General features: G+C 67.4%; 11 protein-coding genes. 3 read left to right on the top strand and 8 right to left on the bottom strand.

The features are described from left to right. Positions 1-286: 286 nt before the first annotated feature. On the top strand, positions 287-4,918 hold the full coding sequence (gene gltB, locus V6M56_RS18860; protein WP_332685903.1) for a glutamate synthase large subunit: 4,632 nt from the start codon (positions 287-289) through the stop codon (positions 4,916-4,918). A gap of 4 nt (positions 4,919-4,922) precedes the next feature. Further along, positions 4,923-6,347 carry a glutamate synthase subunit beta gene (locus tag V6M56_RS18855; protein ID WP_332685808.1) on the top strand — a complete coding sequence of 475 codons (1,425 nt, stop codon included), beginning with the start codon at positions 4,923-4,925 and terminating at the stop codon, positions 6,345-6,347. Between the two features lie 134 nt (positions 6,348-6,481). Here V6M56_RS18855 and mutT read toward each other — a convergent pair whose 3' ends face one another. The 5 genes from mutT to V6M56_RS18830 form a co-directional block, all read right to left on the bottom strand. Next, positions 6,482-6,886, bottom strand: a complete 405-nt coding sequence (mutT, locus tag V6M56_RS18850; protein ID WP_332685806.1) for an 8-oxo-dGTP diphosphatase MutT — start codon at positions 6,884-6,886, stop codon at positions 6,482-6,484. A gap of 6 nt (positions 6,887-6,892) precedes the next feature. After that, on the bottom strand, positions 6,893-7,408 hold the full coding sequence (locus V6M56_RS18845) for a carboxypeptidase regulatory-like domain-containing protein (protein WP_332685804.1): 516 nt from the start codon (positions 7,406-7,408) through the stop codon (positions 6,893-6,895). Continuing rightward, a complete protein-coding gene (locus tag V6M56_RS18840) occupies positions 7,405-8,331 on the bottom strand; it encodes a DMT family transporter (protein ID WP_332685802.1) in 927 nt (308 codons plus the stop codon). The genes V6M56_RS18845 and V6M56_RS18840 overlap by 4 nt, the downstream gene beginning before the upstream one ends. Continuing rightward, positions 8,315-9,565, bottom strand: a complete 1,251-nt coding sequence (gene argJ / locus V6M56_RS18835) for a bifunctional glutamate N-acetyltransferase/amino-acid acetyltransferase ArgJ (RefSeq protein ID WP_332685800.1) — start codon at positions 9,563-9,565, stop codon at positions 8,315-8,317. Before argJ ends, V6M56_RS18840 begins: the two co-directional genes overlap by 17 nt. 232 nt (positions 9,566-9,797) lie before the next feature. Further along, the gene (locus V6M56_RS18830; protein WP_332685798.1) at positions 9,798-10,658 is read right to left on the bottom strand and encodes a peptidylprolyl isomerase; all 861 of its coding nucleotides are present in this window, start codon (positions 10,656-10,658) and stop codon (positions 9,798-9,800) included. A 346-nt stretch (positions 10,659-11,004) separates the two neighbouring features. Between V6M56_RS18830 and secA the strand changes: the two genes are divergently transcribed. After that, positions 11,005-13,848, top strand: a complete 2,844-nt coding sequence (secA, locus tag V6M56_RS18825; protein WP_332685901.1) for a preprotein translocase subunit SecA — start codon at positions 11,005-11,007, stop codon at positions 13,846-13,848. A 34-nt stretch (positions 13,849-13,882) separates the two neighbouring features. Here the strand turns inward: secA and V6M56_RS18820 are convergent, their stop codons facing one another. From V6M56_RS18820 to V6M56_RS18810, 3 genes are all read right to left on the bottom strand, one after another. Further along, positions 13,883-14,695, bottom strand: a complete 813-nt coding sequence (locus V6M56_RS18820) for a 2-keto-4-pentenoate hydratase (protein WP_332685796.1) — start codon at positions 14,693-14,695, stop codon at positions 13,883-13,885. Between the two features lie 135 nt (positions 14,696-14,830). After that, positions 14,831-15,745, bottom strand: a complete 915-nt coding sequence (locus tag V6M56_RS18815; protein ID WP_332685794.1) for a TorF family putative porin — start codon at positions 15,743-15,745, stop codon at positions 14,831-14,833. A 126-nt stretch (positions 15,746-15,871) separates the two neighbouring features. After that, positions 15,872-16,732, bottom strand: a protein-coding gene (locus tag V6M56_RS18810) for an IS630 family transposase (RefSeq protein ID WP_332685792.1) whose coding sequence is annotated in 2 segments (ribosomal slippage) — positions 15,872-16,477 and positions 16,479-16,732 — 860 coding nt annotated over the 2 segments. Because the reading frame shifts where the segments join, the coding sequence is not laid out codon by codon here. This gene is flagged as partial in the annotation.

Here is a 16,732-nt window from a genome sequence, read left to right as displayed (position 1 = left end):
CGCGACCGGGCCCTCGCGGCCCGCGCGCCTGCGGAGGGCGCGGGCGCGGGATCATCAGGCGCAAGCGACCTTCAAGACGAGACGAAACCGGTCCGATTCCGGCTCTGACCGAGCAGGGCGGAGCGGTTGCGGCAAGGCACCGTGTGAAATATTGACCGGCGCTGGCGAAAGCCGGCGTCCTTCGGCAGCGGAGTTGACGATGCGCGAACGCGGCGGAGCGAACCTGGTGGCCCAGCCCCTGGTCGAAGGCGCTTACGAGCGCTTCCCGGATGTGCGCGACCCCGCCATGCCGGCGCGGCAGGGCCTGTACGACCCGTCCTATGAGAAGGATTCCTGCGGCGTCGGCTTCATCGCCGACATGAAGAACCGCAGGAGCCATGCCATCGTCGCGCAGGGCCTGCAGATTCTGCACAATATCGACCATCGCGGCGCGGTCGGCGCCGATCCCAAGCTCGGCGACGGCTGCGGCATCCTCACCCAGATCCCGCACCGCTTCTTCAAGGAGGAGTGCGCCGGGCTCGGCATCGCGCTGCCGGAAGCCGGCCATTACGCCATCGGCCAGTTCTTCATGCCGCAGGATGCGGAAAACCGCGCCGTCTGCGAAGAGATCGTCGCCCAGACGGTCGAGGAGGAGGGGCTGATCTTCCTCGGCTGGCGCGACGTGCCGGTCGACAATGCCGACCTCGGCGAGGCGGTGAAGGCGACCGAGCCGACCCATCGCCAGCTCTTCGTCGGCCGCCCGGCCGAGATCGCTGAGGAGGACGATTTCGAGCGCAAGATCTATGTCCTGCGCAAGTCGGTCTCGAACAAGGTCTACAAGCGCCAGGACCGCGCCACCGCGACCTATTACCCGGTCTCGATGTCGGCCCGCACCATCGTCTACAAGGGCATGGTGCTGGTCACCCAGCTCGGCTCCTATTTCAAGGACCTGACCGACGAGCGCTTCGAGAGCGCGCTCGCCCTCGTCCACCAGCGCTTCGCCACCAACACCTTCCCATCCTGGCGCCTCGCCCATCCCTACCGGATGGTCGCCCATAACGGCGAGATCAACACGCTGCGCGGCAACGTCAACTGGATGGCGGCCCGCCAGGCCTCGGTCGATTCCGAGCTCTTCGGCGCCGACATCTCGAAGCTCTGGCCGATCTCCTATGAGGGCCAGTCCGACACCGCCTGCTTCGACAACGCGCTCGAATTCCTGGTCCAGGGCGGCTACTCGCTCGCCCATGCGATGATGATGCTGGTGCCCGAGGCCTGGAACGGCAACCCGCTGATGGATGAGCAGCGCCGCGCCTTCTACGAATACCATGCCGCGCTGATGGAGCCCTGGGACGGGCCGGCCGCGATCGCCTTCACCGATGGCCGCCAGATCGGCGCGACGCTCGACCGCAACGGCCTGCGCCCCGCGCGCTACCTCGTCACCGATGACGGCCTCGTCGTCCTTGCCTCGGAATTCGGCGTGCTGCCGATCCCGGAGGAGAAGATCGTCGAGAAGTGGCGCCTCCAGCCCGGCAAGATGCTGCTGATCGACCTCGAGCAGGGCCGCATCATCGGCGACGACGAGATCAAGACGACGCTCTGCATGGCCAATCCCTACAAGGACTGGCTGAAGCGCACCCAGATCGTGCTCGAGGAACTGCCGCAGGTCGAGGCGCGCGCCTCGCGCATCGACGTGCCGCTGCTCGATCGCCAGCAGGCCTTCGGCTACACCCAGGAAGACACCAAGATCCTGATGGCGCCGATGGCGGTGACCGGCCAGGAAGCCGTCGGCTCGATGGGCACCGACACGCCGATCTCGGCGCTCTCCTCGAAGTCGAAGCTGCTCTACACCTATTTCAAGCAGAACTTCGCCCAGGTCACCAACCCCGCGATCGACCCGATCCGCGAGGAGCTGGTGATGAGCCTGCTCTCCTTCATCGGCCCGCGTCCGAACATCCTTGACCTCGAGGGCACCTCGCGGCGCAAGCGCCTCGAAGTGCGCCAGCCGATCCTGACCAATGACGATCTCGAGAAGATCCGCTGCATCGGTCATTACGAGGACCGCTTCGACACCAAGACGATCGACATCACCTATCCGGCGCGCGAGGGCGCATCCGGCATGGAAGGCGCGATCGCGCGGCTCTGCGAGCGCGCCGAGGCCGCCGTCCATGGCGGCTACAACATCATCATCCTCTCCGACCGGCAGATCGGCTCGGACCGCATCCCGATCCCGGCGCTGCTGGCGACCGCGGCCGTCCACCATCACCTGATCCGCAAGGGCCTGCGCACCTCGGTCGGCCTCGTGCTCGAATCGGGCGAGCCGCGCGAGATCCACCATTTCGCCTTGCTCGCCGGCTTCGGCGCCGAGGCGATCAACCCCTATCTCGCCTTCGAGACCCTGGAAGCGCTCTACGAGGCCGGCGAGTTCCCGCCCGAGGTCGATCGGCACGAGGTGGTCAAGCGCTTCATCAAGTCGGTCGGCAAGGGGCTGCTCAAGGTCATGTCCAAGATGGGCATCTCGACCTACCAGTCCTATTGCGGCGCCCAGATCTTCGACGCCGTCGGCCTGCGCAGCGACCTGATCGAGAAGTATTTCACCGGCACGATCTCCTCGATCGAGGGCGTCGGCCTGCCCGAGATCGCCGAGGAGAGCGTGCGCCGCCACCGCGACGCCTTCGGCGACTCGCCGGTCTATCGCGATGCGCTCGATATCGGCGGCGAATACGCCTACCGCATCCGCGGCGAGGACCATGCCTGGACGCCGGAGAACATCGCGCTGCTGCAGCACGCCGTGCGCGGCAACGCCAAGGACAAGTTCAAGGCCTATTCCGAGCTGGTCAACGACCAGAGCCAGCGCTTCTCGACCATTCGCGGCCTGTTCCATCTGAAGCTGGCCGGCGAGCTCGGCCGCCAGCCGATCCCGCTGGATCAGGTCGAGAGCGCCGTTTCCATCGTCAAGCGCTTCTCGACCGGCGCCATGTCCTTCGGCTCGATCAGCCATGAGGCGCATTCGACGCTGGCACTGGCGATGAACTCGATCGGCGGCAAGTCGAACACCGGCGAGGGCGGCGAGGAGCCCGAGCGCTTCAAGCCGCTGCCGGACGGGCGCTCGATGCGCTCGGCGATCAAGCAGGTCGCCTCGGGCCGCTTCGGCGTCACCACCGAATACCTGGTCAACTCGGCGATGATGCAGATCAAGGTCTCGCAGGGCGCCAAGCCCGGCGAGGGTGGGCAGCTCCCCGGCCACAAGGTCGATGCCCGCATCGCCAAGGTCCGCCATTCGACCCCGGGCGTCGGCCTGATCTCGCCGCCGCCGCATCACGACATCTATTCGATCGAGGATCTGGCGCAGCTGATCTTCGACCTGAAGAACGTCAACCCCGCCGCCGACGTCTCGGTCAAGCTCGTCTCCGAGCTCGGTGTCGGCACGGTTGCCGCCGGCGTCGCCAAGGCGCGCGCCGACCACATCACCATCGCCGGCTATGAGGGCGGCACCGGCGCCTCGCCGCTGACCTCGATCAAGCATGCCGGCTCGCCCTGGGAGATCGGCCTGGCCGAGACCCACCAGATCCTGGTGATGAACAAGCTGCGCGGCCGCATCGCGCTGCAGGTCGATGGCGGGCTGCGCACCGGGCGCGACGTCGTCATCGGCGCGCTGCTCGGGGCCGACGAGTTCGGCTTTGCCACCGCCCCGCTGATCGCGGCCGGCTGCATCATGATGCGCAAATGCCATCTCAACACCTGCCCGGTCGGCGTCGCGACGCAGGACCCGGTGCTGCGCAAGCGCTTCAAGGGCACGCCGGAGCACGTCGTCAACTTCTTCTTCTTCCTCGCCGAGGACGTGCGCGAGATCATGGCGGAGATGGGTGTCGCCTCCTTCGACGAGCTGGTCGGCCGTTCCGACTGGCTCGACAAGAAGCCGGCGATAGAACACTGGAAGGCCAAGGGGCTCGATTTCGCCCGCATCTTCCACAAGCCGGAAGCCGGCGAAGGCGTCGCCATCCGCAATGTCGAGCGCCAGGTCCACCCGATCGAGACGGTGCTCGACCGCACTTTGATCGCCAAGGCCGGCGCCTCGCTCGATTCGGGCGCGCCGGTGGTGATCCAGAGCCCGATCCGCAATGTCGACCGCTCGACCGGCGCGATGATCTCGGGCGAGATCGCCAAGCGCCATGGCGGCGCCGGCCTGCCCGACGATACGATCACGGTGAAGCTGACCGGCACCGCCGGACAGAGCTTCGGCGCCTGGGTAGCGGCCGGGCTGACGCTCGACCTCACCGGCCAGGCCAACGACTATGTCGGCAAGGGCCTCTCCGGCGGCAAGCTGATCATCCGGCCCGATCCGAAGGCGCGCGCCAAGGCCGAGGAGGCGATCATCGTCGGCAACACCGTGCTCTACGGCGCGATCTCCGGCGAATGCTATTTCCGCGGCGTCGCCGGCGAGCGCTTCGCGGTGCGCAATTCCGGCGCGATCGCGGTGGTCGAGGGCACCGGCGACCATGGCTGCGAATACATGACCGGCGGCGTCGTCGTCGTGCTCGGCCAGACCGGCCGCAACTTCGCGGCCGGCATGTCGGGCGGCGTCGCCTATGTGCTCGACGAGGACAGGAGCTTCGCCAAGCGCTGCAACCTCTCCATGGTCGACCTCGAGCCGGTCGCCGAGGAGGAGGAGCTGATGCAGCGCATCCACCACCATGGCGGCGACCTCGAATTCAAGGGCCGCATCGACGTGATGGCCAATATGTCGGGCTATGACGCCGAGCGCCTGCACCAGCTCGTCGCCGACCACCACCGCTATACCGGGTCGGCCCGGGCGCAGGCGATCCTCGAGAACTGGGCCGAGTACCTGCCCAAATTCGTCAAGGTCATGCCGGTCGAGTACCGGCGGGCGCTACTGGAAATCGAGCGGGCCCAGGCCGGCGTCTCGGTCGCGGCGGAGTAAGTCGATGGGCAAGGTAACCGGTTTTCTCGAGATCGACCGCCGCGACCGGAAGTATCTTCCGGCCTCGGACCGGATCAGGAACTACAAGGAGTTCGTGATTCCGCTCGGCGCGGAGGCGACGCGCGACCAGGCGGCGCGCTGCATGAATTGCGGCATCCCGTATTGTCACAATGGCTGCCCGGTCAACAACCAGATCCCGGACTGGAACGACCTCGTCTATAACGACAAATGGCGCGAGGCGCTCGGCAACCTGCACTCGACCAACAACTTCCCGGAATTCACCGGCCGCGTCTGCCCGGCGCCCTGCGAGGCGTCCTGCACGCTGAACCTCGAGGACACGCCGGTCACCATCAAGTCGATCGAATGCGCCATCGTCGACAAGGGCTGGCAGGAGGGCTGGATCGTGCCCGAGCCGCCGCAGGCGAAGACGGGCAGGAAGATCGCCATCATCGGCTCGGGGCCGGCCGGCCTCGCCGCCGCCCAGCAGCTCGCCCGCGTCGGCCACGAGGTCCATGTCTATGAGCGCCAGGCCCGCGCCGGCGGCCTGCTGCGCTATGGCATTCCCGACTTCAAGATGGAGAAGTCGCATGTCGAGCGCCGCGTGAAGCAGATGGAAGGCGAAGGCGTCGTCTTCCATTACGGCGTCAATGTCGGCGGCGATCTCGACCCCAAGGAGCTGCTGGCGCAGTACGACGCCGTCGGCCTGACCGGCGGCGCCGAGAAGCCGCGCGACCTTCCCATCGAGGGTCGCGAGCTCGACGGCATCCAGTTCGCCATGGACTTCCTGCCGCAGCAGAACCGGCGCAATGCCGGCGAGCCGGCGACCAGCGGCAATGCGAGGCCGATCCTCGCCGGCGGCAAGCATGTCGTCGTCATCGGCGGCGGCGACACCGGCTCCGACTGCATCGGCACCTCGGTGCGCCAGGGCGCGCTCTCGGTCACCCAGATCGAGATCATGCCGCAGCCGCCCGAGAAGGAGAACAAGCAGCTGACCTGGCCGAACTGGCCGCTCAAGCTGCGGACCTCGTCGAGCCATGAGGAGGGCGCCGAGCGCGACTTCGCCATCGGAACCCTGAAGTTCACCGGCGAGAACGGCCAGGTGAAGAAGCTGCGCTGCGCCAGGGTCGACGGCCAGTTCAAGCCGATCGAGGGCAGCGAGTTCGACCTCAAGGCCGATCTCGTGCTGCTCGCCATGGGCTTCGTCTCGCCGGTGCATGAGGGCCTGCTCGCCGGCCTCGGCGTCAAGCTCGACGGGCGCGGCAATGTCGAGGCCAACCAGATCGCCTACAAGACCTCGGTCGAGAAGGTCTTCGTCGCCGGCGACATGCGCCGCGGGCAATCTCTCGTGGTCTGGGCCATCCGGGAAGGCCGCCAGATGGCCCATTCGATCGACCGCCACCTGATGGGCGAGACCATCCTGCCGCGCTGAGCGGCGGCCATCACAACGCGTCATGCTCGGGCGAAGACCCGAGCATCTCCGGCCGGAAGAAGCACGGACAGCGCCTTCTTGCCGGGAGATTCTCGGGCCGTCGCTGCGCGCCGCCCGAGAATGACGACCTACGCTCACGCCCCGAGCAGGTCGATCAGATGCGGGATCAGCGGCTCGTCGGCCGGCGGCATGGCAAGCTCGCGCAGCTTGCCGGCCCGGACCCATTTCAGCGCCTGGCCTTCCTGCGAGGCGACGCTCCCCTCCCAGCGCCGGCAGATATAGAGCGGCATCAGCAGGTGGAATTCTGGATAGGCATGGCTGGCGAAGGTCAGGGGTGCCAGGCACGCCTCCTGGACCGTGATGCCGAGCTCTTCGGCAAGCTCGCGGATCAGCGCCGGCTCCGGCCGCTCGCCGGCTTCCAGCTTGCCGCCCGGGAACTCCCAGAGCCCGGCCAGGGACTTGCCTTCCGGGCGTTGGGTGACAAGGACGCGGTTATCGGAATCGACCAGCGCGCAGGCGACGACCAGCAGCAGTTTCACGAAGCCTCATTTTCCCGAAAGGATGACATGCACCGGCTCGGTCTCCCTGCCGGTCAGCGTCACCTCGTCATAGACCGAACCGCCCTCGCGGAAGAGGGCGTCATCCTCGCCCCATATCACCTGGGTGGTGACGAAATAGCGGCCGGGCGCCACCTTGTCGAAGGCAAAGCGGCCATTGGCCTGCGCCTTGGTCGTGCGGGTGTATTCGGCATAGCCCGGGTCGGGCTCCTCGCGCGGATAATTGGCATGGGCGATGAACTTGCCCCGGCCGTAGAGGCTGGCGAAGCGCTCGCGGGCATAGGCGGTCGCCGGCACCAGCCTGACCACCTCGCCGGCCGCGTTGACGACCTGCCCGCGCGAGCGGGTGCGGAAGGCGTGGCCGGTGACGATACCGGCTCCCTGCTTGCGGATATAGGCCGCCTCGTCGGGCGAGAAGGACGAGGCGGTCACCGCCGCCGACCGGCGTTCGACACAGGCTCCCAGCAGGGCCATGAGGCCCAGCGCGCATGCCACTGCTTTCATCCGGCCCGTCCCCCCGCCGGCGCCGTCGTTACCAGGAAGACGCCGACGAGGATGATGCAACCTCCGATAATCTGCCGCAACTCCAGGGTCTCGCCGAGCACGAGCACCCCCATCACGGTGGCGACCGCCGGCACGAGATAGCCGGTCATCGCCGCCCGCGTCGGCCCGGCGGCGCGGATCAGCCGCATGAAGATCGTCATCGGGATCGCGGTCGAGAGCACGCCGAGCGCCAGCATCGCCTGCCAGTGCGGCTTCAGCGCCGAGAGGGCCGCCCAGCCGGAAAACGCCAGGGTCAGCAGCAGCGCGCCCGAGCCCGAGACGATCTGCTGGCCGAGCGCCAGCCGGATCGGATCGCCCGCCTTCGCCGGCACGGCGCGCGTGTAGAGATTGCCGACGGCATAGGAGAGCATCACCCCGACCATGGCGAGCACGCTGAGCGCCGTGCCGCCGCCCTCGACCAGGCGCGGGCCGATCAGGATGGCGACGCCGGCCATGCCGACCAGGATGCCGCCGAGGCGGCGCCGGCCGAGATGCTCCTCGGCGAACAGGAAATGCGCGAACAGCGCCGTGACCAGCGGCCCCGCCGCCTGGATCATCGCCGCCGGGCCGCTGGCGAGCTGGATCAGCGCATAGGCGACCAGAACATTCGGCAGCCAGCCATTGGTGGTGCCGAGCACCAGCCAGTGGCCGATCTCGTGGCGGCGCGGCAGCGGGCTTCCCCCGCGCGCGGCGACGAAGAGCGCCAGCGTCGAGGCGCCGAGCAGGCCGCGCCCGGCGGCGATCGCCCAGGGCGAGACATCCCCGGCCATCAGCTTGATGAACAGGAAGCTGCAGCCCCAGAAGAAGGAGCAGGCAAGCAGATTGCCGACGACGAAGGCCCGGCTCGGGCCGGCCGGGGCAGCCCGGTCAGGAGCGATAGTCACCGTTGATCTCGACATAGGCCTTGGTGAGGTCGCAGGTCCAGACGGTGGACTTGCCTCGGCCCAGCCCGAGATCGGCGGTGATGACGATGTGCTCGCCCTGCATATAGGTGGAGACGGCGGCCTCGTCATAGGACGGCGCGCGTGCGCCCTGCTGCGCCACCATGATCCCACCGAAGGAGATGTCGAGCTTGTCGCGGTCGGCCGGCTCGCCGGCCTTGCCGACCGCCATGACGACGCGGCCCCAATTGGCGTCCTCGCCGGCGATCGCGGTCTTGACCAGCGGCGAGTTGGCGATCGAGAGCGCGACCTTCTTGGCCGAGCGCGACGAGGCGGCGCCCTGCACCCGGACCTCGACGAATTTGCGCGCGCCCTCGCCATCCTTGCAGACGAGGTGGGAGAGCTCGAGCAGAAGCGCGTTCAGCGCGCGCTTGAAGCCCGAGAGCCGGGCGTCGTTCGGATCGGTGATCGCCGGCACGCCGCGGGCCGCCGCCTTGCCCGTCGAGAACAGCATCAGCGTGTCGGAGGTCGAGGTGTCGCTGTCGACCGTGATCGCGTTGAAGGAGCCCTTCACGCCCTTGCCGAGCAGGCCCTGGAGGACGGGCGCCGCGATCGGCGCGTCGGTGAAGACGAAGGAGAGCATCGTCGCCATGTCGGGCGCGATCATCCCGGCGCCCTTGGCAATGCCGGCGATGACGACCTCGTGCCCATCGATCTTCGCCTTGCGCGAGACCGCCTTGGGGAAGGTGTCGGTGGTCATGATCGCCTTCGCGGCGTCGGGCCACGGCCCGTCGGCGGCCCGCACCGCGCAGTCCTTCAGCACGCCCTCGAACTTGGTCGCGTCGAGCGGCTCGCCGATCACGCCGGTCGAGGCGATGAAGACCTGCTCGGGCTGGCAGCCCGCGGCCTTGGCGGCGATCTTCGCCGTCAGCGCGACGGAATCGCGGCCCTTGAGCCCGGTGAAGGCGTTGGCATTGCCGGAATTGACCACGACCGCCCGGGCCTGGCCCTGGGCAAGATTGGCGCGGCACCAGTCGACCGGGGCGGAGGGGCATTTCGAGCGGGTGAAGACGCCGGCCGCCTGCGAGCCCTCCTCGAGCAGCACGAGCAGCACATCGGTGCGGCCCTCATAGCGGATGCCCGCTGCGGCGGTGGCGAAGCGCACGCCCGGAACGGCCGGCACCTTGGGCTGGCGCTTCGGCGCAAGCGGGGAAACGGGAACATCCTTGCCGGCCATCGGGGGCGTCTCCTCAAGAGGTGCCCCGATGTGCCGCAGCGGCGTGCGGAAAACAAGCCGGGAGTACCGGCGTGCGCGTCATGCTCGGGCTCGCCCCGAGCATCTCAGGCAGGATAAGGCTTCGCCCCGGCCGTTTGCTCCGGCACGAGATTCCCGGGTCTGCGCGGAGTTTATCCTTGGGCCGACCGAAAGTCGGACCCGAGGGCTTCGTCCGAGAATGACGGCCGCGGCCTCAGGGCTTCTTCGGCTCGGCCGGTGTTGCCGGAGCAGCCGGCGCCGGAGCGGCAGCCGGCTTGTCGAGCCGCTCGATCTTGGCCTTGTCGCGCAAGCCCACGATGATGTCCTGCTGCGCCTTGCGCACCAGATACTGGTCGATCTGCGGCTTGACCTCGTCGAAGGTCGGCAGCGGCTTGGTGCGCTTGTCCTCGAGCTTGATCACATGCCAGCCGAACTGGCTCTTCACCGGCTCCGAGACCTGCCCCTTTTCGAGCTTGAAGGCGGCCTCGGCGAATTCCGGCACCATCCGCTCCTTGGAGAACCAGCCGAGATCGCCGCCCTCCTTGCCGGAGCCCGGATCCTTGGAGAGCTCGCCGGCGACCTTGGCGAAGTCCTCGCCCTTCTTCAACCGCTCCAGCGCCGCCTTGGCCTGCGCCTCGTCCGGCACCAGGATGTGGCGGGCGTGGACCTCTTCCTCCGGCTTCAGCGTCTTGACCGTGTCGTCGAACAGCTTGCGGGCCGCTTCCGGCGTCGCCGCCTTCTTCGCCTCGGTGGTCAGATAATCGTCGAGCAGGAGCTTGTCGCGGTTATAGGCGAGGCGCTTGGCGAATTCCGGCCCCTCGCCGATCTTGGCGGCGGCGGCGGCGCGGGCGCCGAGCTTGAGGTCGATGAGATAGCTGATCAGTTCCTCGCGCTTGCGGTCTTCCGGCATCTGGGCGGTGCGCTCGCCCAGATCGTCGGCCGCGAGCGCAAGCTCGCTTTCGGTGATCTCGATGCCGTCGACCTTGGCGACGACCTTGTCCTGCTGCGCGAAGGCCGGCGCAGCCACGGCCAGCACGAGGCTGAACGACAGCGTGGCGAGGCGGGAAACAACCATCGGGTCAGGCCTTTCGATGAACGGCGCGAAAACGGATCGGCTGGCTGAGTGCCAGTTGATGACGGCCTTGGCAAGGCGGAGCGACTGCACATCAACGCGATCCAGTGACGAAGGTTCTTGCAGCTTCACCGGCGTCTCGCCTCCCGCTTCCTCTTGGCAGGCCCGCGCCGGAACCCCACATGCGCAGCGTCGCAAGTGGTGGAACGGGGGCCATCGCACGGCAAGCGCGCGCTGGACCGCGCGCCCGCACGCGTCTAAACACGCGCGTGAATTTAGGATTATCCGCTTTCGGCCGCGCCCGCCTCGCCGGGCCCCGCAGCCGGGAGCGCCCATGGAAAGACCGAACATGCTTGGCGCGCTCGCAAAGAAACTCTTCGGCTCGTCGAATGACCGGCGCGTCAAGGGCTACCAGCCCCGCGTCGCCGCCATCAACGCGCTCGAAGCCGAGATCGCGCAGCTCTCCGACGAGGCGCTGAAGGCCCGTACCGAGACCTTCCGCACGCAGATCGCCGAGGGCGCAAAGCTCGACGATCTGCTCGTTCCCGCCTTCGCCACGGTGCGCGAGGCCGCCAAGCGCACCCTCGGCCAGCGCCATTTCGACGTCCAGCTCGTCGGCGGCATGGTGCTGCATGAGGGCTCGATCGCCGAGATGAAGACCGGCGAAGGCAAGACCCTGGTCGCGACGCTGCCGGTCTATCTCAACGCGCTCGCCGGCAAGGGCGTGCATGTCGTCACCGTCAACGACTACCTTGCCCGCCGCGACGCCGAGTGGATGAACCGGATCTACAGTTTCCTCGGCCTCACCGTCGGCATCATCGTGCACGGCCTCGACGACGAGGAACGCCAGCACGCCTATGCCTGCGACATCACCTACGGCACCAACAACGAGTTCGGCTTCGACTATCTGCGCGACAACATGAAATATGAGGTCGCGCAGATGAGCCAGCGCGGCCATCATTACGCGATCGTCGACGAGGTCGACTCGATCCTGATCGACGAGGCGCGCACCCCGCTGATCATCTCGGGTCCGCTCGACGACAAGTCGGACCTTTACGTCTCGATCGACAAGGTCCTGCCCGGCCTGGTTCCGAGCGACTACGAGGTCGATGAGAAGCAGCGCACGGTGGCGCTGACCGAAGCCGGCAACGAGCATATCGAAGAGCTGCTGCGGGCGGCCGACCTGCTCAAGGAGGGCGATCTCTACGACGCCGCCAACGTCACCCTGGTGCACCATGTCAACCAGGCGCTGCGGGCCCACACGCTGTTCACCCGCGACAAGGACTATATCGTGCGCGGCGACGAGGTCGTCATCATCGACGAGTTCAGCGGCCGCATGATGCCGGGACGGCGCTATTCGGAAGGGCTGCACCAGGCGCTGGAGGCTAAGGAGAACGTCACGGTCCAGCCCGAGAACGCGACGCTGGCCTCGATCACCTTCCAGAATTATTTCCGCCTTTACGGCAAGCTCGCCGGCATGACCGGCACGGCCGCCACCGAGGCCGACGAGTTCGAGCAGATCTACAAGCTCGAAGTGGTCGAGATCCCGACCAATGTCCCGGTCGCCCGCATCGACGACGACGACGAGGTCTACCGCAGCTTCGCGGAGAAGGTGCAGTCGATCATCAAGGAGCTGGAGCGCGCCAGCGAGCGCCTGCAGCCTGTCGTGGTCGGCACCGCCTCGATCGAGAAATCCGAGATGGTCGCCGAGATGCTGACCGCCGCCGGCTTCAAGCAGATCGACTTCGCCCAGCCCGATGCGCTGGACAAGCTCTACGCCGCCGCCCGCTCCGGCAAGAGCGCCAAGCAGTTCGCCGTGCTGAACGCCCGCTTCCACGAGCAGGAGGCCTTCATCGTCGCCGAGGCCGGCGTGCCCGGCGCGATCACCATCGCCACCAACATGGCCGGCCGCGGCACCGACATCAAACTCGGCGGCAATGCCGAGATGCGCGTCGCGCACGAGACCGCCGGCATGGAGGACGGGCCGGAGAAGCAGGCCAGGATCAAGGAGATCGAGGCCGAGGTCGCGCGTTTCCGCGAGATCGTGCTGAACGCCTCCGAGACCATCGAGCTCGAGCCGGCCAAGGGCTCGCGCCCGGCCAAGACCATGACCCGGCCCGGCGGCCTCTACATCATCGGCACCGAGCGCCATGAGAGCCGGCGCATCGACAACCAGCTGCGCGGCCGTGGCGGCCGCCAAGGCGATCCCGGCCGTTCGAAGTTCTTCCTGTCGCTGCAGGACGACCTGATGCGGATCTTCGGCTCCGACCGGATGGACGGCATGCTGCAGAAGCTCGGCCTGCAGGAGGGCGAGGCCATCGTCCATCCCTGGATCAACAAGGCGGTCGAGAAGGCGCAGGGCAAGGTCGAGGCGCGCAATTTCGACATCCGCAAGAACATCCTGAAATACGACGACGTCATGAACGACCAGCGCAAGGTCGTGTTCGAGCAGCGCCGCGAGTTCATGCGCGAGGCGAGCGTGCGCGAGACCATCGACGACATGCGCCACGGCGTGGTCGAGGACACCGTCTCCCGCCGCATTCCCGAGGAGGCCTATCCCGAGCAATGGGACGCGGCCGGCCTGCGCGAGGACGTCGCCAGCTATCTCAACCTCGAATTGCCGATCGAGGACTGGGCCAAGGAGGAGGGCATCGCCGATGTCGAGCTGCGCGAGCGCATCCGCAAGCGCGCCGACGAGGACTATGCCGCCCGCATCGAGCGCAACACCGAAGAGGTGATGACCTATGTCGAGAAGCAGGTCCTGCTGCAGACGCTGGACCATCTCTGGCGCGAGCATCTCGTCACGCTCGACCATCTGCGCCAGGTCATCGGCTGGCGCGGCTATGCCCAGCGCGACCCGCTGAACGAGTACAAGCAGGAAGCCTTCGAGCTGTTCGACGGGCTGATCGGCCGCCTGCGCGAGCAGGTCACCGGCAATCTGATGCGCATCGAGGTGCGCTTCGACGCACCCGAGGAAGCCGCCGGCGGCGGCTTCGACCAGGCCGGCGGCGGCCTGCCGCCCCCGCCCGGCTTCTTCGGCGGCCAGCCGCAATTCGCCGCCGTCGAGAGCGATCTCGCCGTCGCCGAGCGCAACCCCACCGATCCGTCGAGCTGGGGCAAGGTCGGCCGCAACGAGCCCTGCCCCTGCGGCTCGGGCAAGAAGTACAAGCACTGCCACGGCCAGTTCGTCTGAGCGGCCGCATCTTCCGATCGCGGCACGGCAGGCCTCAGCCTGCCGTGAAATGGACCTCGACGGCGCCGAGCGCCTCGATCTCGACCCTGACCGTGGCGCCGGCCGGAACCCATTGCGTCTTGACCAGGCTGCCGAGCAGAACGGTTTCGCCGGCCCGCAAGGGCTGGCCACGATCGGCGGCGTGGACGGCGAGCCAGGCCAGCGCCGCATAGGGATGGCCGAGCACATCGGCTCCGACACCGGAGCCGGCCTCGACACCGTCGATCAGCGTGCGGCCACGCAACCCTGCAAGATCGGGCAGCGCGCCCGGCGCCTGCTCGCCACCGAGCACCGAGCCGGCCGCGAAGAAATCATCGGCGACCAGCATCGGCGTGCCGATGCTCTGCCAGTCGACATAGCGGTCGTCGACGATCTCGATCGCCGCCATCACCGCGCCGACCGCACCGCGCACGCTCTCCGTTGTCGCCTCCTCATCGGTCAGATCCCGCGCCAGCCTGACCGCGATCTCGCATTCGACGCCGACGCGGACGAAATCGCCATGGCGCAGCACCGCGCCGCCCGCATGGGTGCTGCCGGCGAACAGCCCGGCGGCGCAAGGGTGTTCGATGCCGAGATAGGCCTGCATCACCGGCGTCGTGCAGCCGATCTTCCAGCCGGTCCGAGCCCCAAAGGGCGAAGCGACCAGCCGCCGATGCACCGCGCCCTGCACGGCATAGGCTTCGGCCACGTCTCGCGGGGCATTCCGAGCCTGCGGCGGCAGCGGGTGGCGTGCCAGCCTGGCTGCGGCGATCGTTTCGGCAAGACGGGCGCTGGCGGCGGTTTCGGTAAAGGCGGCAGTTTCAGGCAAGGCAGGCTCCCGGCGGCGTGAAGCGTCAACCTGCCACGCACCCACGCCCCATGGCCAGCATCGGAGCCCGGCTGCCCAAACGAAGAAAGCCCGCTGGCGCGGGCTTTCCTGGTCGCGGCGCTTCGAAGGCGGACGCTATTTCGGCGCGAAGATGCCGACGCTGCTGGCGGTGATGTCGAAGGAGAGCGTGCCGACCACGGTCGGATTGCACCATTTCGAGCGGCCCGAGCCCGAGACGATGCCGCGCGGATCGGCCGTCAGCGCGAAGCACTCGGTCTTCGACAGGCTGGTGTCGTGATAGCGCAGATCGGCCGTCAGGTTCTTCCAGCTATAGGAGAGGCCGGCGTTCCAGTAGGTGTAGTCGGGCAGGTCGGCCGGCGCCGGGAAGTAGATGCTGGTGCTCGGCGTGCCGAGCCAATAGCGGCCGAGCTCGCCCGAGACCGAGAGCCCCTCCAGGAATGGCAGGTTGTACCTGGCCGTGATCGCGCCATAGGTGCCGGTCGCGCCGGTCCCGAGCCAGTCCCAGGCATGGAAGAGGTTGGCACCGAGGATCAGCTTGTCCTCGAAGTTATAGGAAAGCTTGCCGTAGACCTCGGTGAACTCGGTGTTCTTCGGCGTCCAGTAGGCGCCGGCCAGGTCGATATACTGCTTCTCGCCCGGGTAATAATACTGCCAGACGCCGATATCGATGGTGACCGGGCCGAATTTCGGCCGGATACCGCCATAGAAGTCGATTTCCGCTGGCGGGCTGGTGGCGAGGTCGACATTCGAGGCATAGACGCCGGCATAGAACAGGTTGTCGTAGAATTGCAGCTCCGCGCCGCCCTGGATCGCCGGCTTGCGGTCCGTCTGCGAGATGCCGCGGAAATTATAGTCCGTCATGCCCTTGATGCTGACAGCGATGTCGAACCAGGTAACGCTCGGCGGCAGCGGCGCCGGCGGCGCGCCCTTTCGGCTCGGCAGGTCGGAGGCCTGCGCCATGCCGGCTGCCGCCAGTGACATCGACAGCGCCGCAGCAGCCGTCACGAGCCTGCATGTATTGAAGACCATCGAAAAGCTCCGTCGAAAGCTATGCGCGAGTCAGCTCGCGCATTCGCCTCGATTAGGCTTTCGACGGCTCGAAATCGGCAAGACGAGGTTTTTTGCAGGACGCTCAACGACTAGAGCATGCTTCGTTTACACGGAAGCGTAGCCTGCGTTTGTGAGGTAGTTGGCGCATTCTGTCGGTGAGACGAGGTTGAGGAGGTCTCCGAGCTTTCGCCATGTTGCCTCGACGGTTCTGGCTTCTGCGTTTCGCATCCAGTGCTTGAGCTTGGCGAAGAGCTGCTCGATGGGATTGAGATCGGGGCTGTAGGGCGGCAGGAAGAGCAGGTGGGCGCCTGCCTGGCGGATGGCGCGACGGGCGGCCTTGCCCTTGTGGCTGCCGAGATTGTCGAGGACGACGATGTCGCCCTTGGCCAGGGTCGGGGCCAGTACCTTCTCGGCATAGAGAGCGAAGAGCTCGCCGTTGATCGGGCCGTCGATGACGAGAGGCGCATCGACGCGGTCGATCCTGAGCGCGCCGATGAAGGTGAGCGTCTTCCAGTGACCATGCGGCGTGCGCGCCTGCAGACGCTCGCCCCTGGGCCCCCAGCCCCGCAGCGGCGCCATGTTGGTCTTGATCCAGGTCTCGTCGATGAAGACGAGGCGGCGCGGGTCGATACGCGCCTGATGCGCCTTCCAGCGCGCGCGCTTGCGGGCGATGTCAGGCCGGCTCTGTTCGGCCGGCAGCACGGTTTTTTTTGAAGCTCAGCCCCTGCGCGCGCAGGAAGAGCCAGACGCTGCGCCGGTCGCTCTTGATGCCGCGCGCCAGCAGTTCCGCCGTCAGGCCGCGCGTCGTGAACGGGCCGGAGCGACAGCGCTCGCGCAGCCAGTCCGCCGTCTCGCCCGAAAGCCGCGGCGTCTTGTGGCCGCCAATCTTGCCGTGATCGAGCGAGCCCGTCTGCGCCTTGAGCTTGCGCCATTTCGAGACGCAGGACGGACTGATCTTCAACGCCG

This window comes from Allobosea sp. (genome assembly GCF_036675845.1).
In the GTDB taxonomy this organism is placed as follows: domain Bacteria; phylum Pseudomonadota; class Alphaproteobacteria; order Rhizobiales; family Beijerinckiaceae; genus Allobosea.
Note: the sequence above shows the minus strand (reverse complement) of the source record. Positions and strands in the feature narration are given on the sequence as shown.